The sequence below is a fragment of the Streptomyces sp. NPDC001714 genome, from assembly GCF_042892755.1.
Classification (GTDB): domain Bacteria; phylum Actinomycetota; class Actinomycetes; order Streptomycetales; family Streptomycetaceae; genus Streptomyces.
This window is the reverse complement of sequence record NZ_JBIAUL010000016.1, coordinates 118,147-143,321: the sequence shown is the minus strand read 5'-3', so window position 1 is coordinate 143,321 and position 25,175 is coordinate 118,147. Positions and strand designations below refer to the sequence as shown.

17 protein-coding genes are annotated in these 25,175 nt (G+C 72.6%); 10 read left to right on the top strand and 7 right to left on the bottom strand.

The window, feature by feature from the left end:
• Window positions 1-53 precede the first annotated feature (53 nt).
• Entirely contained in the window at window positions 54-1,373 is a 1,320-nt protein-coding gene (locus tag ACFY0P_RS35630) for a sensor histidine kinase (protein ID WP_388922767.1), read from the top strand.
• Window positions 1,374-1,383: 10 nt separating this feature from the next.
• On the opposite strand, the gene ACFY0P_RS35625 is transcribed toward ACFY0P_RS35630, so the two are convergent.
• Together ACFY0P_RS35625 and ACFY0P_RS35620 are read right to left on the bottom strand one after the other, a co-directional pair.
• The gene (locus ACFY0P_RS35625) at window positions 1,384-1,917 is read right to left on the bottom strand and encodes an SUKH-3 domain-containing protein (RefSeq protein WP_388922764.1); all 534 of its coding nucleotides are present in this window, start codon (window positions 1,915-1,917) and stop codon (window positions 1,384-1,386) included.
• Window positions 1,918-1,984: 67 nt separating this feature from the next.
• Entirely contained in the window at window positions 1,985-2,524 is a 540-nt protein-coding gene (locus tag ACFY0P_RS35620) for a YwqJ-related putative deaminase (protein ID WP_388922762.1), read from the bottom strand.
• Between the two features lie 298 nt (window positions 2,525-2,822).
• Between ACFY0P_RS35620 and ACFY0P_RS35615 the strand changes: the two genes are divergently transcribed.
• The 5 genes from ACFY0P_RS35615 (at window position 2,823) to ACFY0P_RS35595 (ending at window position 9,351) form a co-directional block, all read left to right on the top strand.
• Window positions 2,823-3,818, top strand: a complete 996-nt coding sequence (locus tag ACFY0P_RS35615; protein ID WP_388923202.1) for an SMI1/KNR4 family protein — start codon at window positions 2,823-2,825, stop codon at window positions 3,816-3,818.
• An 8-nt stretch (window positions 3,819-3,826) separates the two neighbouring features.
• A complete protein-coding gene (locus tag ACFY0P_RS35610; RefSeq protein ID WP_388922760.1) occupies window positions 3,827-6,595 on the top strand; it encodes an SUKH-4 family immunity protein in 2,769 nt (922 codons plus the stop codon).
• A 115-nt stretch (window positions 6,596-6,710) separates the two neighbouring features.
• The gene (locus ACFY0P_RS35605) at window positions 6,711-7,646 is read left to right on the top strand and encodes an RNA polymerase subunit sigma-70 (RefSeq protein ID WP_388922758.1); all 936 of its coding nucleotides are present in this window, start codon (window positions 6,711-6,713) and stop codon (window positions 7,644-7,646) included.
• Between the two features lie 102 nt (window positions 7,647-7,748).
• Window positions 7,749-8,306 (top strand): dihydrofolate reductase family protein, encoded by a 558-nt coding sequence (locus ACFY0P_RS35600; protein WP_388922756.1) that lies wholly within the window; start codon window positions 7,749-7,751, stop codon window positions 8,304-8,306.
• A gap of 157 nt (window positions 8,307-8,463) precedes the next feature.
• On the top strand, window positions 8,464-9,351 hold the full coding sequence (locus ACFY0P_RS35595; RefSeq protein ID WP_388922753.1) for a cellulose-binding protein: 888 nt from the start codon (window positions 8,464-8,466) through the stop codon (window positions 9,349-9,351).
• Between the two features lie 16 nt (window positions 9,352-9,367).
• On the opposite strand, the gene ACFY0P_RS35590 is transcribed toward ACFY0P_RS35595, so the two are convergent.
• The 3 genes from ACFY0P_RS35590 to ACFY0P_RS35580 all read right to left on the bottom strand — a co-directional run bounded on the left by ACFY0P_RS35590 (window position 9,368) and on the right by ACFY0P_RS35580 (window position 13,116).
• Window positions 9,368-10,978 carry a cation acetate symporter gene (locus ACFY0P_RS35590; RefSeq protein WP_388922750.1) on the bottom strand — a complete coding sequence of 537 codons (1,611 nt, stop codon included), beginning with the start codon at window positions 10,976-10,978 and terminating at the stop codon, window positions 9,368-9,370.
• Window positions 10,975-11,412: a DUF485 domain-containing protein gene (locus ACFY0P_RS35585; RefSeq protein WP_388922748.1), complete on the bottom strand. Its 438-nt coding sequence runs from the start codon at window positions 11,410-11,412 to the stop codon at window positions 10,975-10,977. Before ACFY0P_RS35585 ends, ACFY0P_RS35590 begins: the two co-directional genes overlap by 4 nt.
• Window positions 11,413-11,601: 189 nt before the next feature.
• Window positions 11,602-13,116, bottom strand: coding sequence for an MFS transporter (locus tag ACFY0P_RS35580; protein ID WP_388922745.1), 1,515 nt, complete (start codon window positions 13,114-13,116; stop codon window positions 11,602-11,604).
• Between the two features lie 467 nt (window positions 13,117-13,583).
• On the opposite strand from ACFY0P_RS35580, the gene ACFY0P_RS35575 reads away from it, so the two are divergent.
• From ACFY0P_RS35575 to ACFY0P_RS35560, 4 genes are all read left to right on the top strand, one after another.
• The gene (locus ACFY0P_RS35575) at window positions 13,584-14,372 is read left to right on the top strand and encodes an ABC transporter ATP-binding protein (protein ID WP_294004041.1); all 789 of its coding nucleotides are present in this window, start codon (window positions 13,584-13,586) and stop codon (window positions 14,370-14,372) included.
• On the top strand, window positions 14,369-16,948 hold the full coding sequence (locus tag ACFY0P_RS35570) for an ABC transporter permease (RefSeq protein WP_388922742.1): 2,580 nt from the start codon (window positions 14,369-14,371) through the stop codon (window positions 16,946-16,948). Before ACFY0P_RS35575 ends, ACFY0P_RS35570 begins: the two co-directional genes overlap by 4 nt.
• Window positions 16,949-17,355: 407 nt before the next feature.
• A complete protein-coding gene (mfd, locus tag ACFY0P_RS35565) occupies window positions 17,356-20,889 on the top strand; it encodes a transcription-repair coupling factor (protein WP_388922739.1) in 3,534 nt (1,177 codons plus the stop codon).
• A gap of 512 nt (window positions 20,890-21,401) precedes the next feature.
• On the top strand, window positions 21,402-22,079 hold the full coding sequence (locus ACFY0P_RS35560) for an HNH endonuclease family protein (RefSeq protein WP_388923198.1): 678 nt from the start codon (window positions 21,402-21,404) through the stop codon (window positions 22,077-22,079).
• 22 nt (window positions 22,080-22,101) lie between these two features.
• Here ACFY0P_RS35560 and ACFY0P_RS35555 read toward each other — a convergent pair whose 3' ends face one another.
• Both ACFY0P_RS35555 and ACFY0P_RS35550 read right to left on the bottom strand, forming a co-directional pair.
• On the bottom strand, window positions 22,102-23,226 hold the full coding sequence (locus ACFY0P_RS35555) for a hypothetical protein (RefSeq protein ID WP_388922736.1): 1,125 nt from the start codon (window positions 23,224-23,226) through the stop codon (window positions 22,102-22,104).
• A complete protein-coding gene (locus ACFY0P_RS35550) occupies window positions 23,223-25,061 on the bottom strand; it encodes a M48 family metalloprotease (protein ID WP_388922733.1) in 1,839 nt (612 codons plus the stop codon). Before ACFY0P_RS35550 ends, ACFY0P_RS35555 begins: the two co-directional genes overlap by 4 nt.
• Window positions 25,062-25,175 lie beyond the last annotated feature (114 nt).

Sequence of the window (25,175 nt, the reverse complement as noted above, 5' to 3'; positions counted from 1 at the left end):
GAGTAGACGAAACTCACCGGAAAAGCCCACCCCCGCGCCCGTAGGCTGGAGGCATGACCACGACGGGGGCAGACCACGCGACGGCCTTGACCGGGCCGTGGTGGTGGTCGCGGTGGCGTAGTGCGGTGCTGGACGTGGGGCTCGCGCTGGTGTCGGCGTTGGAGTGCGCCGCGGAGGGGATTCCGTTCGCGCGGGACGCGGGGATCCCGGTGTCGGCGGGGATCGTGTTCGGTTTGCTGGCCGGTTCCGTGCTGGTGCTGCGCCGGAAGTGGCCGATCGCCGTGGTGCTGGTCGCGATCGCGATCACGCCGGCCCAGATGGGTTTCCTGATGGGCATCGTCGGCCTGTACACGCTGGCCGCGGCGGAGCTGCCGCGGCGGATCATCGTGGCGCTGGCGGGGATGACGTTCCTGGGGACGTTGATCGTGACGTTCGTGCGGGTGCGGCAGAGCATGGCGCGGGGAGATCTGACGCTGGGGGACTGGTTCGTTCCGTTCGCGTCGCTGGCGACCTCGCTGGGGCTGACGGCTCCGCCGGTGCTGTGGGGGTTGTACGTGGGTGCCCGGCGGCGGCTGATGGAGAGTCTGCGGGAGCGGGCGGACAGTCTGGAGCGTGAGCTTCAGTTGCTCGCGGAGCGGGCTGAGGAGCGTGCGGAGTGGGCGCGGGGTGAGGAGCGGACGCGGATCGCGCGGGAGATGCATGACGTGGTGGCGCACCGGGTGTCGTTGATGGTGGTGCATGCGGCGGCGTTGCAGGCGGTGGCGCGGAAGGATCCGGAGAAGGCGGTGCGGAACGCTGCGCTGGTGGGGGACATGGGGCGTCAGGCGTTGACGGAGTTGCGGGAGATGTTGGGGGTGTTGCGTTCGGGGGAGGCGGCTCAGCGGCGTACGGCTTCTGCTGCGGCTTCGGCTTCTGTGCCGTTGGCTGCCGTGGGGGTGGCGGCTGCGGCGGTGGCTTCGCGGGTGGCGGAGGAGGAGGGGCCGTGGCTGTCGGAGCTGGAGGTGCTGGTGGGGCAGTCGGCGGCGGCGGGGATGGTGGTGGATCTGTCGGTCGAGGGGGATGTGCGGTCGTATGCGGCGGTGATCGAGCAGACGGCGTTCCGGGTGGTGCAGGAGGCGTTGACGAACGTGCACAAGCATGCGGCGGGTGCGAAGACGCATGTGCGGTTGGCGCATCGGGTGGCGGAGATCGCGATGCAGGTGGAGAACGAGCCGCCGCCGGAGCCGGCGTCGGCGGGGGCGGTGGGGCTGCCGTCGGGTGGGAACGGTCTGGTGGGGATGCGTGAGCGGGTGCTGGGGCTGGGTGGGGTGTTCGTGTCGGGGCCGACGGATGCGGGGGGTTTTCGGGTGTCGGCGGTGATTCCGGCGGCGTGAGCGCCAGGGGCTAGTGCTGGGTGGTGAGGCGGTGGGGTTCGACGCCTGCGATGAGGGTGGTGAGGGCGTGGTCGATGTCGGGGCCGACGTACCAGTCGCCGGTGTGGTCGAGGGTGTAGATGCGGCCTTCGGTGTCGATGGCGAGGAGGGAGTGGGTGTCGGTCTCGGCGCCGAGGGGGCAGATCTCGGTGTCGAGGGCGCGGCCGAGGTCGCCGAGGGTGCGGGCGAGGTGGAGGCCGTGCAGGGGGTCGAGGTGGAGGGTGGCGGGGGCGATCTGGCGGCCGGTGCCGGTGGGGTTGATGTGGAGGCCGCCGAATTCGGCCCAGGCCTCGACGGCGGCGGGGAAGACGGTGTGCCGGTGTCCGGCGGGTGAGGTGTGGTCGCGCAGGGTGTCGGCCCAGACCTCGGCCTGTTTTATGTCCCAGCGTCCGGGTTGCCAGCCGGCGGCGCGCAGGGCTGCGTCGACGGGCACGGAGAAGCGCGATGGGGGTCCCCCCGGTCGAGCGAAGCCGAGACTGGGGGAGGAGGTGCGGTCGGCGTGCATCTGCCCTTCGATCGTCCTGGTTGGTGTGCGTGTGCGGGTGTTCTGTGTCTGTGGTGGTGGGGGTGTGTCAGGCGTCGGCGGTGGTGGGGTCGACGACGCGGACGCCGAAGTGGGCGGTGAGGGCGGCGCAGGCCCGGCAGGGGGCGGCGAAGCTGCCGTGCAGGGGGTCGCCGTCCTCGCGTATGCGGCGGGCGGTGAGTTTGGCCTGCTTGAGGGATTTGCGGGCTTCGCCGTTGGTCATGGGTTTGCGCAGGGCGCGTTTGCTGCGGGCGCTGTCGGCGGTGCTGATGTGCCGGGAGATGAGGATGGCCTCGGCGCAGCGGCCGGTGAAGCGGTCGCGTTGTCCGCTGGGGAGGGTGTCGAGGAACTCCTGGACCAGCGGGTGCAGTGGGGGCGGCTGGTCGCCGCGGGCGGCGGTGCCGGTGAGGGTGGCGCCGCGGACGGAGAGGGCGGCGGCGACGGTGGGCAGGATGCCGTCGCGGCGGTGCTGGAGGGTGGGTGCGGGAGGTGTTTCGCTGCTGCTCCAGCCGATGCGGGGGTCGCCGTTGGTGGCGCCGTTGGCGGCGCCGGACATGGCGGTGTGTGGTCCCGTCTGTGTGGTGTTCATGATCGTCTTCCCCTCCCGGGCATCCCCCCGAAAGTCACAGACTGCCAAATCCCGTGGCGGGTGCGGTAGCTGGGGCGGTGCGACACGCCCGGGTTTGGGCGGGCTGTCACGGCGGGGTGACGGCTGGTCACGGAACCGGAGGGCCGGTGACCGGGGTTCGTGTACCGCATAGGCTGTCGGCACCGCGATGGGCGCGGTCGACGCGTCTGGGACGTGGGAGAGACAGCCGGATACGGGCCGTGGCGCGCCGCAGGGGTGTGATGTCGGTTCGTACAGAGTGCCGCAGGGGGCAACCGTCATGACGACAGGTCGGCTCGGGCAGCAGGCCGCGCCGCCGAACGTGGCCTATGCCGGGCAGGTCGTGCATTTCCCGGATCCGGTTCGGGCGGCACGTCACCCGAGAGGGGTACGGATCGACGAGCGTGGTTACCCCGACTTCTCGCCCTACGCGCGTGCGGCGGCGGAGATCGCCGATCCGCCGGAGGGTTTCGGTGTCGACGAGTTGCGGCTGACGGACTTCGTGTCCGCGAACGCGGTGCTGGCGGCTTCGGGTCATGAGCTGTGGGACACGGTGCCGGCGGTGGCGACGCCGCACGGCTGGACGTGGCATCACGTGGTGGGGTCGCGTCGGCTGGAGTTGGTCCCGGTCGAGGTGAAGGCGTTGCTGCGGCACCACGGTGGGGTGGCGACGGCGCGGGTGGACCATGACAAGCGGGGGACGCGGCCGTTGCAGGAGACGCGTCCGGCGCATTTCGGGCTGCCGAAGTCGGGTGTGGCGGTGTCCGAGTCGCAGGTGCAGGGGGTCGAGGAGGACCTCGGGTACCGGTTGCCGGGTGCGTACCGTTCGTTCCTGAAGGCGGCGGGCGGCTGTGCGCCGGTGGGCACGGCTCTGGACGCGGGTCTCGGGTTGCTGGTGGATCAGCCGTTCTTCACGGTTCGTGACGAGGCGGCGGTGAACGACCTCGTGTACGTGAACAAGTGCCTGCGTGACCATCTGACCAAGGACTACCTGGGCGTCGGTTTCGTGCAGGGTGGTCTGCTGGCGGTGAAGGTCAAGGGTGACCGGCTGGGGTCGGTGTGGTTCTGCGCGTACGACGACGCGCGTGACGTGGATCCGGGGTGGCCGCCGGCGGAGCGGGTGGAGCGTCTGCTGCTGCCGTGCGGTGAGGATTTCGATGTGTTCCTGTCGCGGCTGGCGGGGTCCCCGCCGGAGTTGGAGACGGTGGCGAACCTGATGGTCGACGGTGGTTTCGCGCGTGTCGTGCCGGTGTCTTCGGCCGGCTCGGGGGAGTGAGGTCGGGCATGGTGACGTTCGCGCAGGCGCAGGAGCGCGCGGAAGAGTGGATCAACGGTGATGTGCCGGCGTATCAGCATCGTGAGGTGCGGGTGCGGGAGTTCGGTCTCGGGTTCGTGGTGTGGGGTGAGGACCGGGCGGAGGGTCCGCGGTCGGACGCGGGCGGGCAGCGGCTGGTGATCGCCCGTGACAGTGGTGAGGCCACGCTGTGGCCGGCGTTGCCGGTGGGCGAGGTGATCCGCCGGTACGAGGAGGAGTACGGCCGTGAGGTGGAGGTCGTCGACGCGGTGCCGGCGCCCGCGGCCCGGGTGGACCTGAACCAGACGTCGTTCCTGTTGAGTCCGCCGGAGTGGCTCCAGGAGGCGGCGGACAAGCTGGGTATTCCGGATCGGCGATCGGGGGGTGACGGGGCGTCGGCCGGTGCGGGTTCCGTGGCCGGCTCCGTGGCCGGCTCCGGTGGGCTTGCCGAGACGCAGGCCGGGGGGCCGGTGGCTTCCGGTGGGGTCGGTCCGGCGGGGGGCGGTGGTGCTTCCTGGCCGGCCGCCGGAGCGGGCGCTGGTGCCGGGGCAGGGGCGCAGGGTGCGTCGAGTGCGCCAGGCGCGCACAACTCGCCCGCCGGTGGGACTCCTTGGGCCGGTACCGACACGAACGCCGATGCGGGTGAGGACCGTTCCGTACCGTTGCCCGCGACGGTGTTCGCACCGCCGCTGAGCGATGCCGACGACGGTGCCCTGGGAGAGGCCGAGACGGCGCTGCTGGCGGGGGGCAGTCAGCTGCCGCGCACGGCGGTGTCTCCGTCGCTCGACGAGGCGGGTACGCCGGGTGTGCCGGGTGTGCAGGGCGGTCCGGGCGCCGTCGGCGGTGCGCCCGCTCGCCCGCAGGCGCCCGCGACGCCGCCCGGGTCTTCTTACGGATACCCGCAGGCACCGGCGGCTCCGGGTGCGCCCGCTCGCCCAGAGGCGCCCGCGACGCAGCCCGCGTCTTCTTACGGATACCCGCAGGCGCCGGCCGCGCCGAGCTACGGCTATCCGCAGCCCCCGGCCGGTGCTCCGGGCGCGCCCCAGCCTCCGGCGGGTCCGGCCGCTCCGGCCGCTCCGAGGCGGCCTCTGGCGCCGAACGCCAGTGACATAGCGGACGCGGCGACGAGCAGGGCCGCGCCTCCGCCGCGCAGGGCGCGTGGCGGGGCCGGTGCGCCGCCTCCGCCGCCGGGCGCCCCGGGAGTGCCGGGAGCGCCGGGAGCGCCGGGTGCCCACCCCGGGGGCGCGCCTCAGCCGCCCGCGGGTGGGTATGCGCCGACGCAGCTGGTGTCGGCGCCGGGTCCCAAGAGGCCTGAGGGGCCTGAGGGGCCGGTGCAGGCGCCGGGCGCGCAGACTCCGCCGGGTGTGCCCGGGTCGCCCGGTGCGCCGGGTGTTCCGGGTGGCCCGCCTCCGGGCGATGTCCATCGTGCCGCCACGATGCTGGCCGATCCGAGCGGGATGGGTGGGGGCGCGCAGCAGCCTCCGGGCGCTCCGGGTGCACCTTTCGCGCCCGGCGTGTCGCAGCCCCCAGGTGCCCCTGGCGCCCCTGGCACGCCTCCCGTGCAGGGCTCCGCCGGTGGTGCGGGCGGAGCGGCGGTGCACCATGCGGAGACGGTGCTGGCCGCGCCTCCGGTGGGAGTTCCGCCCGCCCCCGGTATGCCGCCGGGCGCCCCGCAGATGCCGCCGCCGATGCCGGCCGGTGCGGTGCCGCCGCCGGGCCGGCCCGTTCCCGGCCCGCCCGTGCCGGGGCAGCAGCCGCCGGCGTACGGCTACCCGCAGCAGGGGCAGCCGACGGTCGGGCCCGGCTATCAGGCGGTGCTGCGCTACCGGGCGCAGGACGGTTCGGAGCAGCAGCTGATCCGGCGTTCGGCGCCCGGCACGCCGCATCCGGAGTGGCAGATCTTCCACGAGCTGCGGGCCATGAACGTGCCGCCGGACCAGGTGCTGGAGCTGCACACGGAGCTGGAGCCGTGCGAGCTGCCGGGTGCGTACTGTGCGCGGATGATCCGGGAGCAGTGGCCGCAGGCGCGGCTGGCGAGCATCGCGCCGTACGGCACGGACCACGCGAGCCGGCAGCAGGGGATGCGTCAGTTGCTGGTGCACCAGGGCGAGTTGCACCAGGTGGCGGCGGGTCCCGCGCGGCCCGCGCCGGTGCGGGCGCCGTTGCCGCAGGTGCAGGCGGCGCCGCCGATCCCGCCGGAGGCGATCGCGCAGGAGCTGGCGGCGGCGTTCGGTCCCGGCGTGTTCCGGTTCGAGCAGGCGGCGGTGGAGCGGCAGGGCGTGCCGCCGGTCGTGGCGCACACGCTGGTGGCGGCGGGGCTGCCGCTGGACATGGGGCCGTTCTTCTGGGCGCAGGCGCAGCCGGGCCGGCCGGTGCCGACGCTGGCGGAGCTGGCGCAGGAGCGCGGGTTGCAGCCGGCGCCGGACGCGGCGTCGTACCTCGTCATGGGGACCGACTTCGGCAAGGCGGTCTGTGTGCAGTACGGCACCGCGAACATCGTGGCCGTGCCCGTGGAGGCGGGGCCGGGCGGGGCGTCGGTGCCGCCGCAGTTCGTGAACACGGGGCTGCCGGAGTTCGCCCGCTGTCTGGCGCTGCTGGGCCGGATGTGGCGGCTCAGGTTCGGCCTGAACCAGGAGCAGGCGGGCCGCTGGACCGTCGACTTCCAGGCCCAGCTGGCCTCGCTGGACCCGGCGGCGCTCGGTTCGCCGGAGAGCTGGTGGTCGGTGCTGCTGGAGCAGATGTGGGACGGGCTGCTGTGACGCGGGACTAGGACGGCCGCACGGGGGCCGGCCGGGTCGGTGACCGGACCGGCCCCCGTGCTCGGTCTTCACGCGTGCGGGCGCGTCGCCCGGCTCGCGCGGGCATGATGGGCGGGTGGACTTCGAGCCGTACCGGGGCGAGTTGGTGGCGTACTGCTATCGGATGCTGGGCTCGTTCCACGAGGCCGAGGACCTGGTGCAGGAGACCATGCTGCGGGCCTGGAAGGCCCGTGAGCGCTACGACCCCGCGCGGGCCTCCGTGCGGACCTGGCTGTACCGGATCGCGACGAACGTGTGCCTGACGGCGCTCCGGGGGCGCGGGCGGCGGCCGTTGCCGTCGGGGCTCGGGGCGCCCGGTACGGACCCGGAGGCGCCGCTCACGCCCGCGCCGGACGTGCCGTGGCTGGAGCCGTTCCCCGACGCGCGGTTCGACGTGGAGGCGCGGGTGGATCTGCGGCTCGCGCTGGTGGCGGCGCTGCAGCTGCTGCCCGCGCGGCAGCGTGCGGTGCTGGTGCTGCGCGAGGTGCTGGAGTTCAGCGCCGCCGAGGTCGCCGACCAGTTGGAGACCTCGGTGCCGGCCGTGAACAGCGCGCTGCAGCGGGCGCGTGCCGCGCTCGCGGGGGCGGGCGGGGCGGACGAGGTGGGGGAGCCGGACGATCCCGAGGTGCGGGCGGCGGTCCTGAGGTATCAACGGGCGTTCGAGGCGGCCGACGTGCCGGCGCTGGTGCGGCTGCTCACCGACGACGCGGTGCTGGAGATGCCGCCGGTGCCGCTGTGGTACCGGGGCCGCGGCGACTACGGCCTGTTCATGGAGCGGGTGTTCCGGCTCCGTGGCACCGGCTGGCGCACGCGCTCCCTCACCATGGGCGGCCAGCCCGCGCTCGCCGCGTACGCCCCCGGGCCGGGCGGTGCGCACCGGCTGCACTCCGTGCAGGTCCTCACGGTCACCGGCGGTGGACGGATCGCGTGCAACGTGGTGTTCACGGACCCGCGCGTGCTGGCGGTGTGCGCGCCGGCGCGGCCGCCCGGGTCCGGCGCCGCCGTGGGTTGAGGCGGCCGGGGGAAATTCCACCGAAGTTTTCCGCCGGCCGCGATGAGTCCGCCCGGTGCCGCCGGTACGTACCGGTGACCATCGAGCGAAGGGACAACCGTCATGAGCGTTGTCGTCATCGAATTCACCACCCTGGACGGGATCGTGTCCGATCCGGACGGGTCCGGGGGCACGCCGTACGGCGGCTGGATCTTCCGGTTCGGCCGGGAGGAGATCGCCGGGGACAGGTTCGGTCTGGGCCGCACCCTGGACGACGGGGTCGTCCTGCTGGGACGGTCCACCTGGGAGGCCTTCTCCCGGCTGTGGCCGGGCCGGGACGACCCCTTCTCCGCGCGCCTGAACGCCGCACCGAAGCTGGTGGCCTCCCGCACCCTGTCCGACGTGTCCGGGTGGGCGAACTCCCGGCTCCTCGACGGTGATCTCCTGGACGCGGTCAAGACCGAGCGGCGGGACGTGATCGTCATGGGCAGCATCGGGGTCGTCCACGCCCTGGCGGACGCGGGCCTGGTCGACGAGTACCGGCTGCTGACCTTCCCCACCGTCCTCGGCACCGGCCGGCCGCTCTTCCCGGCCGGTGGCCCGCCCGCGGAATTGGAGTGCCTGTCCGCGGAACGCACGGGCGCGACGGTGCTGACCCGCTACCGAAGGGCGCGCGGCTGAGCCTGCACGCCCCCTGACGCGCTTCCCGCCCCCTGGTGCGGCGTGCGTGTTTCCGGCGCGGCATGCGGAGTGTCGCGTTATGAACACTTACGTCCGATCCATCAAGATGTCCGCGAAATCATCATTTTCGTGCGGGTCCGGCGGAGAGGGGTTCCAGGTGAGCAGCGCATCGATGCCGCCGTACGAGTTCGTGACCGTCCGGGGGCGTGGCTACCGCCCCGATCAGGTCGACACGTTCATGGTGGCGCTCTGCGAGGACCGGGACGCGGCGTGGGAGCGCGCCGCGCGGCTCACCGTGCTCGCCAAGGAGATGGAGGCGGAGGCCGAGCGGATGCGTGCCGTGGTCGAGCAGCTCCCTCCGCAGACCTACGAGGCGCTCGGGGACCGCGCGCACCGGGTGTTCCGGCTCGTGGTGGAGGAGGCGAAGGCCCTGCGCGAGGGCGCCCGGCGCGAGTTGACGGACGGGGTCGTGGAGGCCGCGGAGCGCGCCGACAGCGAGTGCTGTGCGGTGCAGGAACAGGCCGAGGCGCTCCGCGCGGACACCGAGGAACGTGTCCGCCAGTTGCTCCTCGCCGCGCACGCCGAGGCGGACGACATCCGCATCGGCGCCCGTCTGGAGGTCAAGGAGCGGCGGGGCGAGGCTCTTGCGGCCCTGCGCGAGGTGCGGCAGCGCACCACGGCGATGCTCGCCGAACAGGCCAAGGAGCACGCCGAACGCTGGGCCGCGGAGGAGCGTGAGGAGGCCGCGCGGGCCGCTGCGGTCGACGCGCACAACGCCGAACGCATCGCCCGCGCCGAGGCCGCCCTGGCGGAGGCGGAACGGGCCCTGGAGGAGGCCGGGGATTCGGCGCGCCGCTCCGAGGAGGAGGCGGAGGCGCGTGCCGCCGAGGTCCTCGCGGAGGCCCGGAACCACGAGGAGCGCATCGCGCGGGAGACCGAGCGGGTGCTGCGCGAGCACGGCGAGACCTGGGACGACGTACAGGCGCACATGGACCACATGCGGGACAGCCTCATGACCCTGACGGGGCGCGCGGCGGCGGAATAGCGCCCCTGCCGCGCTCTCAGTTCCCCCTCCGTACCGCCCCCGCCAGGATCCAGCCCTCCACCGCCTCGTACTGCCGGCGCTGTTCCGCGGCCCTGCGCCGGCCGGAGGTCACCGTCCCCAGCCAGCCCAGGAAGAAGCCGGCCGGGATGGAGACGAGGCCGGTGGTGGTGAAGGGGAACCAGTTGAAGTCGGCGTGCGGGAAGGCGGCGCCCGGCGAGCCCGAGACCAGGTTCGTGCCGGGCATCAGGAGCAGCACGGTGAGGGTGCCGCCGAGCAGGGTGCACAGCAGGCCGGTGCGGGTGTAGCGGCGCCAGAAGAGGCCGTAGACCAGGGCCGGGGCGAGGGCGGAGGCGCCGAGGCAGAAGGAGAGGGTGATCAGGGGCTGCAGGCTGTGGTGCTGGACCAGGGTCGCCAGCAGGATCGTGGGGACTCCTATGGCGAGCGCGGAGACGCGGGCCAGGATCATCTCGCGGCGGGCCGGCATGTTCTGGACGCGGGTCGCGAAGACGTCGTGGGCGAGGGAGTTGGCGCAGGCGAGGATCATGCCGGCGACGGAGGCGAGCAGGGTCAGGAAGATCGCCGCGGTGACGGTGGTGAAGAGCAGGGTCTCCGCCGTCGACACGTCGGTCCCGAAGGCCGCGCGGGAGCCCAGCAGGTAGGCGGTGTTGCCCTGCGGGTCGGCGGCGGTGATGGCGGCGCGGCCGACCAGGGCGGTGGCGCCGAAGCCGACGACGCTGACGATCAGCGCGAACAGGGCCACGCACGAGACCGCCCAGGACATCGAGCGGCGGACCTGGCGGGCGCTGGAGGCGGTGTACATGCGCATGGTGATGTGCGGCAGGCAGGCGCCGCCGAGGACGACGGTCAGCTCCGAGCTGATCATGTCCAGGCGGGGGGCGGGACCGCCGCTGAACTCGAGGCCGGAGCCCAGGTAGGCGGTTCCGGCGCCGCTGCCCCGGGCCGCCGCGGCGAGCAGGGTGCCCGGGTCCCAGGCGAAGCGGTGCAGGACCAGCAGGGCGATCACGGTGCCGGAACCGAGCAGCATCACGATCTTCAGGATCTGGATGAGGGCGGTGCCCTTCATGCCGCCGATGGCCGCGTAGCTGATCATGAGAACGCCGAGGCCGATGACGCAGCCGGTCTGCACGGTCTCGTTGGAGAAGCCGAGGACGAAGGCCATCAGCTGTCCGGCGCCGGCGAGCTGGACCAGCATCAGCGGCAGCAGGGCGGCGATGGTCACCGCGCAGGCCGCGATCCGTACGCTGCGGCCGGGCATCCGGCGGGCCAGCGCGTCGCCCATGGTGAACCGGCCGGCGTTGCGCAGCGGTTCGGCCAGCAGGAACATCAGCAGCAGCAGCGACAGGGCCGTGCTGAGGGCGAGGACGACGCCGTCGTAGCCGCACAGGGCGATCACGCCGCCGGTGGCGAGGACGCCGGCCCCGGAGATGTAGTCGCCGGCGATCGCCAGGCCGTTGCGGAGCGGGGAGAGGGAGCCGTAGCCGGTGTAGAACTCGTCGAGGTCGTCGCGGTCCGGGCCGGTCAGCACGCACAGCAGGAGGGTGAGCGTGGCGACGGCGGTGAAGGCGACCAGCGCCATGGACTGGGCGGAGCCGCTGAAGCCGGTCACCGTACGGCCCCGCGCCTGGCGTCCAGTTCCGCGGTCCTGCGGATGCGGTCGGCGAGCGGGTCGACGTGGCGGCGCGCGGTGTGCTCGTAGAGGGCGATCGCCAGCCAGGTGACGGGGAGTTGCAGGAGCGCGAGGAGCAGTCCCGCGGGTACGCCGTCGGCGACCGTGCTCGTCATCACGCCCGGGGCGAACGCCGACAGCACCAGGAACAGCGTGAAGTAGCCGAGCGCGGTGAGGGTCGCGGTGCGCCGCTGGAGGCGGTAGGCGCCGCGCAGCACCCGCAGGTCGCTGTGGTGGCCGACCGGCTCCCGGTGCGGCACGTGGCGGGGGAGCGGCGGCTCGGGCGGCCGTGGTTGCCAGGGGTAGGTGAGGTGCGCCGGTTCCGGCGGCGAAGGGCTGGAAGGGATGGAAGGACTGGAAGGGTCGTAGGACATCCCGGTGCTCCTTGCGTGGCTCGGGTCCGTGGCGGCGGACCGCAGGGAGAGGAGGGAGCGGGGGACGCACGTTACTCGCAGGTATCCGAGGTGCGCGGCCTTTTCCACCAACTGGACGGTCGGTATGCGCTTACTGCACCCGAACGTGTCTGACCTCGGGTGTTACCCGCGTTAACTCCGGGACGGGAGTCAGTCCTTGAGGACCGGGAAGCGTCGCGGTGCGACCGACAGGAGCACCAGGAACGCCAGTGCCGCCGCGCACGCCGCCCCGAAGTACACCGCGTGGACCGCGTCCGCGATGGCGTGCCGGGTGGACTCGGGGGCCGTTCCGTCGTCCAGCGCGCGCGTGACGGAGTCGAGGTCGCCCGCGCCGCCGAGCCGGGCGGCCAGCACCCCGTTGGCGACCGCGCCGAACACCGCCGCCCCGATCGTCTGGCCGGTCTGCCGGCAGAAGAGCACCGACGCGGTCGTCGTGCCGCGCTCCTCCCAGCCCACCGTGGACTGCACGCCCACGATCAGCGGCAGCTGGAACAGGCCCAGCGCGGCGCCGAGCAGGAGCATGAGCAGCGTCGGCTGCCAGGCCGACCCCGGGTAGGGCAGGAACGGGAACGCGAACAGGATCAGCGCGGCCGCGCCGATGCCGAGCAGCGCGGTGTCGCGGAAGCCGATCCGCCGGTACACGTGCTGGCTGAGGGCGGCCGAGACCGGCCAGCTCAGCGTCCACACCGACAGCACGAACCCGGCGGCCACCGGCGCGAGTCCGAGCACCGACTGCGCGTACGTCGGCAGGAACACCGTGGGCGCCACCATCAGCAGGCCGAGCGCGCCGAGCGCGAGGTTGACGGCCGCGATCGTACGGCGCCGCCACACCCACCCCGGGATGATCGGCTCGGCCGCCCGGCGCTCGATCCACACCACGAGTCCCACCATCGCGAGCCCGGTGGTGAACAGCGCGCACGACGGCGCGGACCACCACGCCCACGCCACCCCGCCCTGCACCAGCGCCGTCAGCAGTACGCCACCGCAGGCGAAGACCGCCAGTGCACCCGCCCAGTCCACCCGCGGGGGCGTGCGCGGCGCGCGCTTCGGCTCGTGGAGGTGACGCACTATCAGCCAGAGCGCCGCCGCGCCGATCGGGAGGTTGATCAGGAAGATCCACCGCCAGTCCGCGTACGCGGCCAGCACCCCGCCGAGCCCCGGCCCGGCGACCGCCGACACCGCCCACACCGTGGACAGCTTCGACTGGATCTTCGGGCGCTCCTCGAGCGGGTAGAGGTCGGCCGCGAGGGTCTGCACGGTGCCCTGCAGCGCCCCGCCGCCGAGGCCCTGCACGATCCGGAACGCGATCAGCGCTGCCATGTTCCAGGCGGCCGCGCACAGCAGCGACCCCAGCAGGAACACCACGGCGCCCGCGACCAGCACCGGCTTACGGCCGAAGGTGTCGGAGAGCTTGCCGTACACCGGCAGGGTCACGGTGACGGCGAGCAGGTAGCCGGAGAAGAGCCAGGAGAAGACCGAGAAGCCGCCGAGGTCGCCGACGATCTGGGGTACGGCGGTGGAGACGACGGTGGAGTCGAGCGCCGCCAGCGCCATGGCGAGCATCAGGGCGGCCACCACGGCCCCCCGCCGACCTGTCCCGGCCTCCCGCCCCGCTGCCCGTAGCGCGGGTTCCGTGTTCTCCTTCTCCGCGTTCTCCTTCGCCACGCCGGATCCCCTCCCCGTGCGTCCGCCATGTATCTATGTCGCGCACAACAGCTTCCCACCCGCCCCGGCGCGGCGGGAGTCCGCGTCCACCTGGTGAGAGGGCGAGGCCACTTGACCCTCACGCGACGAGAGGGTGGACGCTTCCTGGGGCGGTGGGTGGAGACCGACCCCGAGAAGGACTCCACCCGGCGGTGGACGTCCCCTAGGGGGTTCTCCGTACTACGGCTCGGGGAGGGTTCGTACCGCCGGAGGACGAGACGGCACCCCGCCCGTCCTTAACCTGGCTTTACGCCGCCGGGGGGCGGTTGACCGAACCGGCGGGGGTGGGGTTTTCCCCCGGGCAAGACGGGGCTTCGCACCAGCGCGGAGCGACCCCGCCGGCCGCGAGACTCGTCGTCGTACCGACCACCGCACAGCAACGCACAGCACAGGGCCGTCCGTTCGCTGACCGACTTAGGAGACATACCGTGACATCGGCTGTGACCATTCCCAGGCACGGGGGTACTGGAGGGCGTACGGCCGTTGCCGCGCGGGCGCGGCAGGTCGTCAAGGCGTACGGGGCCGGGGAGACCCGGGTCGTCGCCCTGGACCACGTCGACGTGGACATCATGCGGGGGCAGTTCACCGCGATCATGGGCCCCTCGGGGTCCGGCAAGTCCACCCTGATGCACTGCCTCGCCGGGCTCGACACCGTGACCAGCGGTCAGATCTACCTGGACGAGACCGAGATCACCGGCCTGAAGGACAAGAAGCTCACCCAGCTGCGCCGGGACCGGATCGGGTTCATCTTCCAGGCGTTCAACCTGCTGCCGACGCTGAACGCGCTGGAGAACATCACGCTCCCCATGGACATCGCCGGGCGCAGGCCCGACAAGGAGTGGCTGCGGCGCGTGGTCGACACCGTGGGGCTCGCGGACCGGCTCAAGCACCGGCCCACCCAGCTCTCGGGAGGCCAGCAGCAGCGCGTGGCCGTGGCGCGCGCCCTCGCCGCCCGCCCCGAGATCATCTTCGGCGACGAGCCGACCGGAAACCTCGACTCCCGCGCGGGCGCGGAGGTCCTCGGCTTCCTGCGCAGCTCCGTCGACGACCTGGGCCAGACCATCGTGATGGTCACACACGACCCGGTCGCCGCCTCCTACGCGGACCGCGTGCTCTACCTCGCCGACGGCCGGATCGTCGACGAGATGTTCAAGCCGACCGCGGAGACCGTCCTGGACCGCATGAAGGACTTCGACGCGCGGGGGCGTACGTCATGACCGTCCTGAAGACCTCGATGCGCAACTTCTTCGCGCACAAGGGGCGGATGGCCCTGTCGGCGGTCGCCGTCCTGCTGTCGGTGGCGTTCGTGTGCGGCACGCTGGTGTTCACCGACACCATGAACACGACGTTCGACAAACTGTTCGCGGCGACCTCGTCCGACGTGACGGTCAGCGCCAAGGGCGCCTCCGACACCGGCGAGACCACCTCCGACAACGGCAGGCCGCCGGTCATGCCGGCCGCGGTGGTCGGCAAGGTCCGCGCCGCGAACGGCGTCAAGGCGGCGGAGGGCACGGTCTTCTCGACCTCCGTGACCGTCGTGGACGCCGAGAAGGACAGCCTGTCGCCGTCCAGCGGCGCCCCGACCATCGTCGGCAGCTGGAACAGCAACGACGCCCGCACCATGAAGATCACCTCCGGTACGGCGCCGAAGAACTCCGGCCAGGTCATGGTGGACGCCGACACCGCCGACAAGCACCACCTGAAGCTCGGTGACGAGATCGGCGTGATCAGCGCGGTCGGCACGCACACCGCGAGGATCTCCGGCATCGCCGACTTCACCGTCACCAACCCCGGTGCCGCGATCTTCTACCTGGACACGAAGACCGCTCAGCGCACGCTCGTCGGGCAGACCGGCGTCTTCACGAACATCAACGTGACGGCCGCGGCCGGTGTGACGGACGCGCAGCTGAAGAAGAACGTCGTCGGCGAACTCGGCACCGCCTACAAGGTGCAGACCGCCAAGGAGACCGCCGACGCCAACCAGAAGGACGTCGAGAGCTTCCTGGACGTCATGAAGTACGCGATGCTCGGCTTCGCCGGGATCGCCTTCCTGGTCGGCATCTTCCTGATCATCAACACCTTCTCGATGCTGGTCGCCCAGCGCACCCGCGAGATCGGCCTGATGCGGGCCATCGGCTCCAGCCGCCGCCAGGTCAACCGGTCCGTGCTCGTCGAGGCCCTGCTGCTCGGCGTGGTCGGCTCGGTCCTGGGCGTCGGCGCGGGCGTCGGCATCGCGGTCGGCCTGATGAAGCTGATGGGCTCCATGGGCATGCACCTGTCGACCAGTGACCTGACGGTCGCCTGGACGACCCCGGTACTCGGCCTGATCCTCGGCGTCGTCGTCACCGTCCTCGCCGCCTACCTGCCCGCGCGCCGCGCCGGCAAGGTCTCCCCGATGGCCGCGCTGCGCGACGCCGGCGCCCCCGCCGACGCCCGGGCGGGCCGCATACGCGCCCTGATCGGCCTCGTGCTGACCGGCACGGGCGGCTACAGCCTCTACCTGGCCTCGGCCACCGAGCAGGCCAAGGAGGGCTCGGCCTGGCTCGGCCTCGGCATCGTCCTCTCGCTCATCGGGTTCGTCGTCATCGGCCCGCTGCTCGCGGGCGGTGTCGTACGGGTCCTGGGCGCCGTCCTGCTGCGGATGTTCGGCCCGGTCGGCCGCATGGCCGAACGCAACGCTCTGCGCAACCCGCGCCGCACCGGCGCCACCGGCGCCGCCCTGATGATCGGACTGGCGCTGGTCGCCTGCCTCTCGGTGGTCGGCTCCTCCATGGTCGCCTCCGCCTCCGACCAGCTCGACAAGACCGTCGGCACGGACTTCATCATCCAGTCCGACAGCGGCCAGCGGATCACCCCGCAGGCCGTCAAGGCCGTCAAGGACGTACCGGGACTCGCGAGGGTCACCGAGTACCGCACCACCACGGCCGACTACACCACGCCCGACGGCAAGACGCTCAAGGACACCGACATCACGGCGGCCGACCCGACGTACGCGACCGACCTGCGCACCAAGACCGTCGCCGGTGACCTCAAGGACGCCTACCTGCCCGACTCGATGTCCGTGCACGACAAGTTCGCCAAGGCGCACAACATCCACCTCGGCTCGAAGATCGACGTCAGGTTCAAGGACGGCCGTACCGCCCACCTGACGGTCCGGGCGATCACCAGCAGCGACGGCCTCATCGACGCCGGCTCCAAGTACACGTCGATCGCCACGCTCGCCAAGTACGTGCCGGCCGCCAAGATGCCGCTCGACGACCTGGTCTTCGCCACCGCCGAGCACGGGCAGCAGGACGCCGCGTACACGTCGCTCAAGTCCGCGCTGCACGACTACCCGCAGTACACCGTGCGCGACCAGACCGACTACAAGAAGGCGCTCAAGGACCAGATCGGCCAGCTGCTGAACCTGATCTACGGCCTGCTCGCCCTCGCGATCATCGTCGCGGTCCTCGGCGTCGTGAACACCCTGGCGCTGTCCGTGGTCGAGCGGACCCGCGAGATCGGCCTCATGCGGGCCATCGGCCTCTCCCGCCGCCAGCTGCGCCGCATGATCCGCATGGAGTCCGTGGTGATCGCCCTCTTCGGCGCCCTGCTGGGCCTCGGCCTCGGCATGGGCTGGGGCGCCACGGCCCAGAAGCTGCTCGCCCTGCAGGGTCTGAAGGTCCTGGAGATCCCCTGGCCGACGATCATCGGGGTCTTCATCGGCTCGGCCTTCGTGGGCCTGTTCGCCGCCCTGGTCCCGGCGTTCCGCGCGGGCCGCATGAACGTCCTGAACGCGATCGCGACCGACTGACCGCGACCGCCCGAGAGACCACCGCATACGGGGGTTGCGGGGGAACGCCCGGCGCCGGGGAGTCTTGGGGGACTCTCCGGCGCCGGGCGCGTCTTTGTCCTTCGAGTCCGGCTTCTCGGGTCACCGAGCCGGGTGGTGGGTGTGTCTTCTGCTTTGGGTGTGTCTTCTGCTTTTCGAGTCCCGCTTCTCGGGTCACCGAGTCGGGTGGTGGGTGGGCATAGGCTTCGGGGGTCCAGGGGGCGGAGCCCCCTGGGACGGTCACCGGAGCGCACGGGCGCCTCACCGGGCGACGGAGGTTATCCACAGCCCCGGCACCCGCGCCCGCGTAGTCGTACGCTGGAGACCCCCCGGTCGCAGCCCGCGCCGGGTACTTCGTGTTGCCCACCCCCCGACGAAAGCCGCCCTCAATGAGCCTGCACGGTCTGCTCGACGCCGTCGTCAAGGACCCCGCCCTCGCGGAAGCGATCAAGGCGGCCGCGGACGGCAACCGCATGCACGTCGACCTGGTCGGCCCCCCTGCGGCCCGCCCCTTCGCGGTCGCCGCCCTGGCCCGCGAGGCCGGCCGCCCCGTCCTCGCGGTCACCGCCACCGGCCGCGAGGCCGAGGACCTGGCGTCGGCGCTGCGCACCCTGCTGCCGTCCGAGGGCGTCGCGGAGTACCCCTCCTGGGAGACCCTCCCGCACGAGCGCCTCAGCCCCCGCAGCGACACCGTCGGCCGCCGCCTCGCCGTCCTGCGCCGCCTCGCCCACCCCAGCTCCGACGACCCCGAGACCGGCCCGGTCTCCGTCGTCGTCGCCCCCGTACGCTCCGTGCTCCAGCCGCAGGTCAAGGGCCTCGGCGACCTGGAACCGGTGGCGCTGCGCTCCGGGCAGACCGCCGACCTGAACGAGGTGGTGGAAGCCCTCGCGGCCGCCGCCTACGCGCGCGTGGAGCTCGTCGAGAAGCGCGGCGAGTTCGCCGTCCGCGGCGGCATCCTGGACGTCTTCCCGCCCACCGAGGAACACCCCCTGCGCGTCGAGTTCTGGGGCGACGACGTCGAGGAGATCCGCTACTTCAAGGTCGCCGACCAGCGCTCCCTGGAGGTCGCCGAGCACGGCCTGTGGGCGCCGCCCTGCCGCGAGCTGCTGCTGACCGAGGACGTCCGCGCACGCGCGCGTGCCCTCGCCGAGGAGCACCCGGAGCTGGGCGAGCTGCTCAACAAGATCGCCGAGGGGATCGCCGTCGAGGGCATGGAGTCCCTCGCCCCGGTCCTGGTCGACGACATGGAGCTGCTGCTCGACGTGCTGCCCAAGGGCGCGATGGCCGTCGTCTGCGACCCGGAGCGGGTGCGGACGCGTGCCGCCGATCTCGTGGCCACGTCGCAGGAGTTCCTGCAGGCCTCCTGGGCGGCCACGGCCGGCGGCGGCGAGGCGCCCATCGACGTCGGCGCGGCCTCCCTGTGGTCGATCGCGGACGTCCGCGACCGCGCGCGCGAGCTGGACATGATGTGGTGGTCGGTGTCGCCGTTCGCCGCCGACGAGGAGCTGGCCGCCGACACCCTCAAGCTCGGCATGCACGCCACGGAGACCTACCGCGGCGACACCGCGAAGGCCCTCGCCGACACCAAGGGCTGGCTGGCCGACGGCTGGCGCACGGTGTACGTCACCGAGGGTCACGGCCCCGCCTCCCGCACCGTGGAGGTGCTCGGCGGCGAGGGCATCGCGGCCCGCCTCGACGTCGACCTGGGCGAACTCGGCCCCTCGGTCGTGCACGTGTCGTGCGGCTCCATCGACTACGGCTTCGTCGACCCGGCGCTCAGGCTCGCCGTCCTCACCGAGACCGACCTGTCCGGCCAGAAGGCGGCCGGCAAGGACGGCGCCCGGATGCCGGCCCGCCGCCGCAAGACCATCGACCCGCTCACCCTGGAATCGGGCGACTACATCGTGCACGAGCAGCACGGCGTCGGCCGCTACATCGAGATGGTGCAGCGCACCGTCCAGGGCGCCACCCGCGAGTACCTGGTCGTGGAGTACGCCCCCGCCAAGCGCGGCCAGCCCGGCGACCGGCTGTACATCCCGACCGACCAGCTGGAGCAGATCACCAAGTACGTCGGCGGCGAGGCCCCCACCCTGCACCGCCTGGGCGGCGCGGACTGGACGAAGACCAAGGCGCGGGCCAAGAAGGCCGTCAAGGAGATCGCCGCCGACCTGATCAAGCTCTACAGCGCGCGCATGGCCGCCCCCGGCCACGCGTTCGGCGGGGACACGCCCTGGCAGCGCGAGCTGGAGGACGCCTTCCCGTACGCGGAGACCCCCGACCAGCTGACCACCATCGCCGAGGTCAAGGACGACATGGAGAAGTCGGTCCCCATGGACCGCCTGATCTGCGGCGACGTCGGCTACGGCAAGACCGAGATCGCGGTGCGGGCCGCCTTCAAGGCGGTCCAGGACGGCAAGCAGGTGGCCGTCCTCGTCCCCACCACCCTGCTGGTGCAGCAGCACTTCGGGACGTTCTCCGAGCGGTACTCACAGTTCCCGGTGAGCGTGAAGGCGCTCTCCCGCTTCCAGACCGACACCGAGGCGAAGGGGACCCTGGAGGGCCTCAGGGAAGGTGCCGTCGACGTCGTCATCGGCACCCATCGCCTCTTCTCCTCGGAGACCAAGTTCAAGGACCTCGGCCTGGTCATCGTCGACGAGGAACAGCGCTTCGGCGTCGAGCACAAGGAGCAGCTGAAGAAGCTGCGCGCCAACGTCGACGTGCTCACCATGTCCGCCACGCCGATCCCGCGCACCCTGGAGATGGCGGTCACCGGCATCCGCGAGATGTCCACCATCACCACGCCCCCGGAGGAGCGGCACCCGGTGCTCACCTTCGTCGGGCCGTACGAGGAGAAGCAGATCGGCGCCGCCATCCGCCGCGAACTGCTGCGCGAGGGCCAGGTCTTCTACATCCACAACCGGGTCGAGTCGATCGACCGCGCGGCGGCCCGGCTCCGCGAGATCGTCCCCGAGGCCCGCATCGCGACGGCCCACGGCCAGATGTCCGAGTCGGCCCTCGAACAGGTCGTCGTCGACTTCTGGGAGAAGAAGTTCGACGTGCTCGTCTCGACCACGATCGTCGAGTCCGGCATCGACATCTCCAACGCCAACACGCTCATCGTCGAACGCGGCGACACCTTCGGCCTCTCCCAGCTGCACCAGCTGCGCGGCCGGGTCGGCCGGGGCCGCGAGCGCGGGTACGCCTACTTCCTCTACCCGCCGGAGAAGCCGCTGACCGAGACCGCGCACGAGCGCCTCGCGACCATCGCCCAGCACACCGAGATGGGCGCCGGCATGTACGTGGCGATGAAGGACCTGGAGATCCGCGGTGCCGGCAACCTGCTCGGCGGCGAGCAGTCCGGGCACATCGCGGGCGTCGGCTTCGACCTGTACGTCCGCATGGTCGGCGAGGCCGTCGCGGACTACCGGCGGCAGCTGGAGACCGGCGAGATCGAGGAGGAGCCGCCGCTCGAGGTCAAGATCGAGCTGCCCGTCGACGCGCACGTCCCGCACGACTACGCGCCCGGCGAGCGGCTGCGCCTCCAGGCGTACCGTTCCATCGCCTCCGCCAACTCGGAGGACGACATCAGGGCGGTCCGCGAGGAACTCACCGACCGCTACGGCAAGTTGCCCGAGCCGGTGGAGAACCTGCTGCTCGTCGCCGGGCTGCGGATGCTCGCCCGCGCGTGCGGGGTCGGCGAGATCGTCCTCCAGGGCACCAACATCCGCTTCGCACCGGTGGAGTTGCGCGAGTCGCAGGAGCTGCGCGTCAAGCGCCTGTACCCCGGGACCGTCATCAAGCCGGCCGTCCACCAGCTGCTGGTGCCCCGCCCGAAGACCGCGAAGGTGGGCGGCAAGCCGCTGGTCGGGCGGGAACTGCTGAGCTGGGTGGGGGAGTTCCTCGCCTCGATCCTGGGGTCGTGACCGGATGACGGGGGCGCGGGGCGTGCGGATCGGTGAGCCGGCGCGAGCGACCGGAACCACACCGCGCGCCCTCGGCGGCGAACGCGCGCGCCGTGGCGCGCACCGATGCCGTTGCCGGCACCGGTGACGACGACGGTACGGGGGTCCTGGGGGCGGATGTTCTCGCTCACGCCGGGATCGTCGGACTGCCGCCGGTGTCAAGGTCAAGTCCCTCTCGGCAGGCCCGGGCAGGCGTGCGCGCACGGCAAGGTGTCAGGTGCGTCATCGGGGGCATTCGTTCGCGGCGGGGAGTGAGCGGGCGCGAAGGCGTACGGTCCGGGCTTCGCCCGGAGTGCCAACCGGCCGCGGACAAGGGCGGGTTGCGGGTACATGTCGTTCAACGCCCTGTCTGGTGCGAACCGTGCGGCGGTTACCGTGGACCAGCAGAAATCCGCCCGTGCGGAGGCGGACAGGGGCAGGAAGAGGGGGCGCACGTGGCGCGTCTGAGGGGCGGGGCGGTCATGGCCGTCGTCATGGTCTTCGCCGTGGCCGGCTGCAAGGACCTGCAGAACAACGGGGCTTCGGGAGCCCAGGGCTCGGGAGGCGGGGGAGCGGCCCTGACGGCCGCCGACTCGCTGACCGTCAAGGGGCGGGCCCCGAAGACCGGTTACTCCCGCGCCAAGTTCGGCTCCGCCTGGGCGGACACCGACTCCAACTCCTGTGACACCCGGGACGACATACTCAAGCGCGACCTGAAGGACGTGAAGTACACCGACGGCGACTGCAAGGTCTCCTACGGCGTGCTGGAGCCGGACCCCTACTCCGGCAAGGAGGTCACCTACAGGCGCGGCCGTAGCCTGGTCGACATCGACCACCTCGTCGCCCTGTCGGACGCCTGGCAGAAGGGTGCCAAGTACTGGGACGCCAGCAAGCGCATAGCCCTGGCCAACGACCCGCTCAACCTCCTCGCCGTCGACGCGAGCGCCAACCGTGGCAAGGGCGACGGCGACACCGCCACCTGGCTGCCGCCCGACAAGTCCTACCGCTGCACCTACGTCGCCGCGCAGGTCGCCGTGAAGAAGAAGTACGGCCTGTGGGTCACCGCCGCCGAGAAGGCGGCGATGAAGAAGGTGCTGGCCGGCTGCCCGGGCCAGAAACTCCCCTCGGGCGGCAACCCGACCAACGCTCCGGCACGCTTCAAGGCGCGCTGAACCGCCGTCCCCGCCGCGTGAGTCACCGCCCCAGGGAGCGGCCGCGCGGCGGAGGGGCCGGGCGGCCCGCCTTCTCCCACGCCACGAAGGTGTTGGTGCGGGCGAAGACGAACGCCTTGACCGGGTTGGCGGAGTACGACCACGGCGGGCTGCCGACGTATCCGCCGACCGCCCGGAACTGCTCGACGGCCTCCGGGTACCGCTTCGTCTGGAACAGGGTGTCCGCCAGCAGGTGCCGTACCGTCGGCAGCCGGTGGTGCCCGGCCGGCGCCCGGTCCACGGCGTCCAGGGTGGCGTCCACGGCCGCCTGTACGAACGGCTGGTTGTACACGGGTGCCTTGGGCTCCCGGACCGCGTGCTCCATCAGGGCGTCCAGGCGCAGTACGGGCAGCAGGCTGCCCTGTGGTGCGGTGGCCGCGGCCTGCTCGGCGAAGGCGTACATCAGCTCGTGCGAACCACGCCACTTGGCGCACCAGTACTGCAAGGCGCTCATGTGGGCTCCGAAGTGGTGCGGGTCGCGTGCGGTGATCTCGGCCCACAGCGCCCGGAAGTCGTCGTGCGACCAGCCGAGCCCCAGCGCGACGGTGATCTGTGCGATCCAGGGGCAGGGGTCCTCGGGTGCCATCCAGGCGGCCTCCTGGCAGGCGGGCAGTGCCTCGGCCAGCAGCCGGTGGAAGCCCTCGAACTGTTCCGCCGTGGTGTGCTTCGCCAGGTTCGCGCCGCGGACCTTGCCCGCGAGCACGACGAGCGCGTCGGCGTGCACCAGGGCGGCGGCCGGGTCGCCGGGGTACTCGGTCCGCCATGCCTTGAGCCAGGCGTCGTCCTCGGCGGCGGCGTGCACGAGGATGCCGAGCCGGTACCACCGCAGGTCCCAGTCGCGGCCCGCCCCGGCCAGATAGGCGGCGGCTCGCCGCCAGTCACCGGCGAGGGCGGCCGCCGCCACCGCGTCGGCCTCCGGATCGGGGCCGGCGGAACCGCTGTCGAGCTGAGCGGCGGGCACCAGCCCGTACTTGGCGGGGTCGATGTTGACCGGCGCCTTGGCCTTCGCCTCCGCCCGGAGCGCACGCCCCTTGCGGATATTGCGCGGGAGGGTGACGAGCGCGTAGCCGAGAATGCCGGCACCGGCTATGTCGATCAGGACGTTCATACCGGGTCTTTCGGGTAGGGGCCGCCGGAGGAGACGGCCGACGAGGCGCCTGACGAGGCGCCCGAGGAGAAGGTCGAAGAGGCTGTCGAAGTCGTTGTCGGAGCACGGCCGCCGCCGGACAGCAGAGCCCGCAGGGGAGCCGTGCCGGGTGGCTCGGCGACCGCGCGATCCAGGGCCGCCTCCAGCGCCTCGGCGAACCTTTCGGGTGCCACCACCCGCACCGCGGGCCCGGACCAGCACAGCTCCCATCGGCACAGCCCCGCGTCCAGCGCGGTGAGCAGGGCCAGCTGGCGCAGGGCCGAGCGGAAGGCCGTCCTCGCGAACTCGCGTGCCGCGCGTCCGCTGCTCCGGCCGGCCTGTTCCGACCTGGGCAGCCGGTCGGCGATGTCGTACAGCAGGCCGCGGCCGACCAGCTCCAGGAGGCGGTCGAGGTGCGGCACTCCGGGTTCGCCAGGTATGGCGCTCACGCCGGGTACGGCAAAGCCCCTCGCGTCGGCCACCTGGGCCATGGCCCCGAGCAGCGGCCCCGCTTCCCGCGTCCACCTCTCGCGCCGGGTTCGCGCGGGCAGTTCCGCCCAGGGCACGCGCCGCCAGGACAGCGTCTCCCGGCTCAGCACGGCTCGTTCCAGTCCCGCGAGAAGAAGGTCCGGCTCCCGGAGCAGCGCGAGGGCGGGGCGCCGGGAGTGCGCGGTGGCGCGGCCGCCGTCCGGGAGTTCGTGGAGTACGGGAAGTTCGGGCCGTTCGGGGAGTTCGGGCCGTTGGGGGAGTGCCTCCAGCGCCGCGATGCGGTCGGCCGTGAGCGGGTGGCTGTCGTACGGAGAGCTCTCCTCACCGGTCGCCTCCGGGAGCGGCTCACGGGCCCACGCTTCCACTTCCGCCCGGCGTGCGGGGTCCGCGAGCAGCAGGGCGAGCCCGCCGTAGAACTGCCCTTCCGGCGGCAGCAGGCCGGCATCCCGGCCCATCAGGGCGTACTCGCGCAGATAGAGGTCGTCGGCGGCTTCGAGCGCCGGGATGCGGCGCAGTGCGGCGGCCGTGGTGTCCCGTCCGGCGACCCGGGCGGCCACCAGGTCGGCCGCGTACTCCTGCCGGCGGCTGACGGCCTCGGTCAGCCGCAGACACAGCCGCGCGTACGCGGCGAAGACCAGGGCCAGATAGTGGTCCGGGCCTCGCGTCGGCTCCCGCTTCGGCGGTGGCGGCTTGCCGGCCGCCCGGCGCCGGGCGGCCCGCGCGGCGGCCCTCGCCCTCCCCTCGGCCTCCTCGCGCGCGGCCCGCCGGCGCAAGGTGTGCGCGGTGTGCAGCAGCCTGCCGTGCAGTACCCGGAGCAGGCCGCCCAGCCGGGTGTCGTCGTGCGCGTAGTGGCCGAGTTCGTGCCCGAGCACGGCGTCCAGTTCGTCCTCGGGCAGCCCGATCAGCAGCGCCACGCCGAGAAAGAGCCGCCGCTCGCCCGCGACCAGCCCGAGCCACCGGGCGTCCTCCCGCACCATGGCGTTGGCCCCCGGGACCACCCGGATCTCCGTGGGCGGCCGGGTGCCCACCCGCTCGGCCAGGTTCCGCACGCGCCGCCACAGCTCCGGCTGCTCACCCGGTGCCAGTGACACACCGGGTACCGCGTCCGGCCCGTCCCCGGGGCCGCGGCTGAACAGGACGACCCGCACCACGCACCAGGCGATCGCCAGCGAGCCGAGGTAGCCCTCGACGGCCATGACCGTGAAGCCAGGCCCGCGGGCCAGGAAGACGTCCAGGACCGCCAGTGCGACGAGGACGAGCAGGGCCAGCACGTAGAACCCGAGGAGCAGACCGAGAACGAGCGCGGCACGCAGCGGCGTTCCGGGCACGCCGGGTTCTCGTACGCCGGCGACTCGTGCGCCGCGTTCTCGTGCGCCGCGTTCTCGTGCGCCGCGTTCTCGTAGGGCGGTGCCGCCGGCAGCCGCCCGGTCGGCGGGGCGGGA

Excerpts from the sequence above, each read along its gene's own strand:
- ACFY0P_RS35630 (WP_388922767.1), top strand. The coding sequence starts at position 54 with ATGACCACGACGGGGGCAGACCACGCGACGGCCTTGACCGGGCCGTGG.
- ACFY0P_RS35585 (WP_388922748.1), bottom strand. The coding sequence starts at position 11,412 with ATGTCCTACGACCCTTCCAGTCCTTCCATCCCTTCCAGCCCTTCGCCG.
- ACFY0P_RS35555 (WP_388922736.1), bottom strand. The coding sequence starts at position 23,226 with ATGAACGTCCTGATCGACATAGCCGGTGCCGGCATTCTCGGCTACGCG.
- ACFY0P_RS35560 (WP_388923198.1), top strand. The coding sequence starts at position 21,402 with ATGGTCTTCGCCGTGGCCGGCTGCAAGGACCTGCAGAACAACGGGGCT.
- ACFY0P_RS35625 (WP_388922764.1), bottom strand. The coding sequence starts at position 1,917 with ATGCACGCCGACCGCACCTCCTCCCCCAGTCTCGGCTTCGCTCGACCG.
- ACFY0P_RS35600 (WP_388922756.1), top strand. The coding sequence starts at position 7,749 with ATGAGCGTTGTCGTCATCGAATTCACCACCCTGGACGGGATCGTGTCC.
- ACFY0P_RS35610 (WP_388922760.1), top strand. The coding sequence starts at position 3,827 with ATGGTGACGTTCGCGCAGGCGCAGGAGCGCGCGGAAGAGTGGATCAAC.
- ACFY0P_RS35570 (WP_388922742.1), top strand. The coding sequence starts at position 14,369 with ATGACCGTCCTGAAGACCTCGATGCGCAACTTCTTCGCGCACAAGGGG.
- ACFY0P_RS35615 (WP_388923202.1), top strand. The coding sequence starts at position 2,823 with ATGACGACAGGTCGGCTCGGGCAGCAGGCCGCGCCGCCGAACGTGGCC.
- ACFY0P_RS35620 (WP_388922762.1), bottom strand. The coding sequence starts at position 2,524 with ATGAACACCACACAGACGGGACCACACACCGCCATGTCCGGCGCCGCC.
- mfd (WP_388922739.1), top strand. The coding sequence starts at position 17,356 with ATGAGCCTGCACGGTCTGCTCGACGCCGTCGTCAAGGACCCCGCCCTC.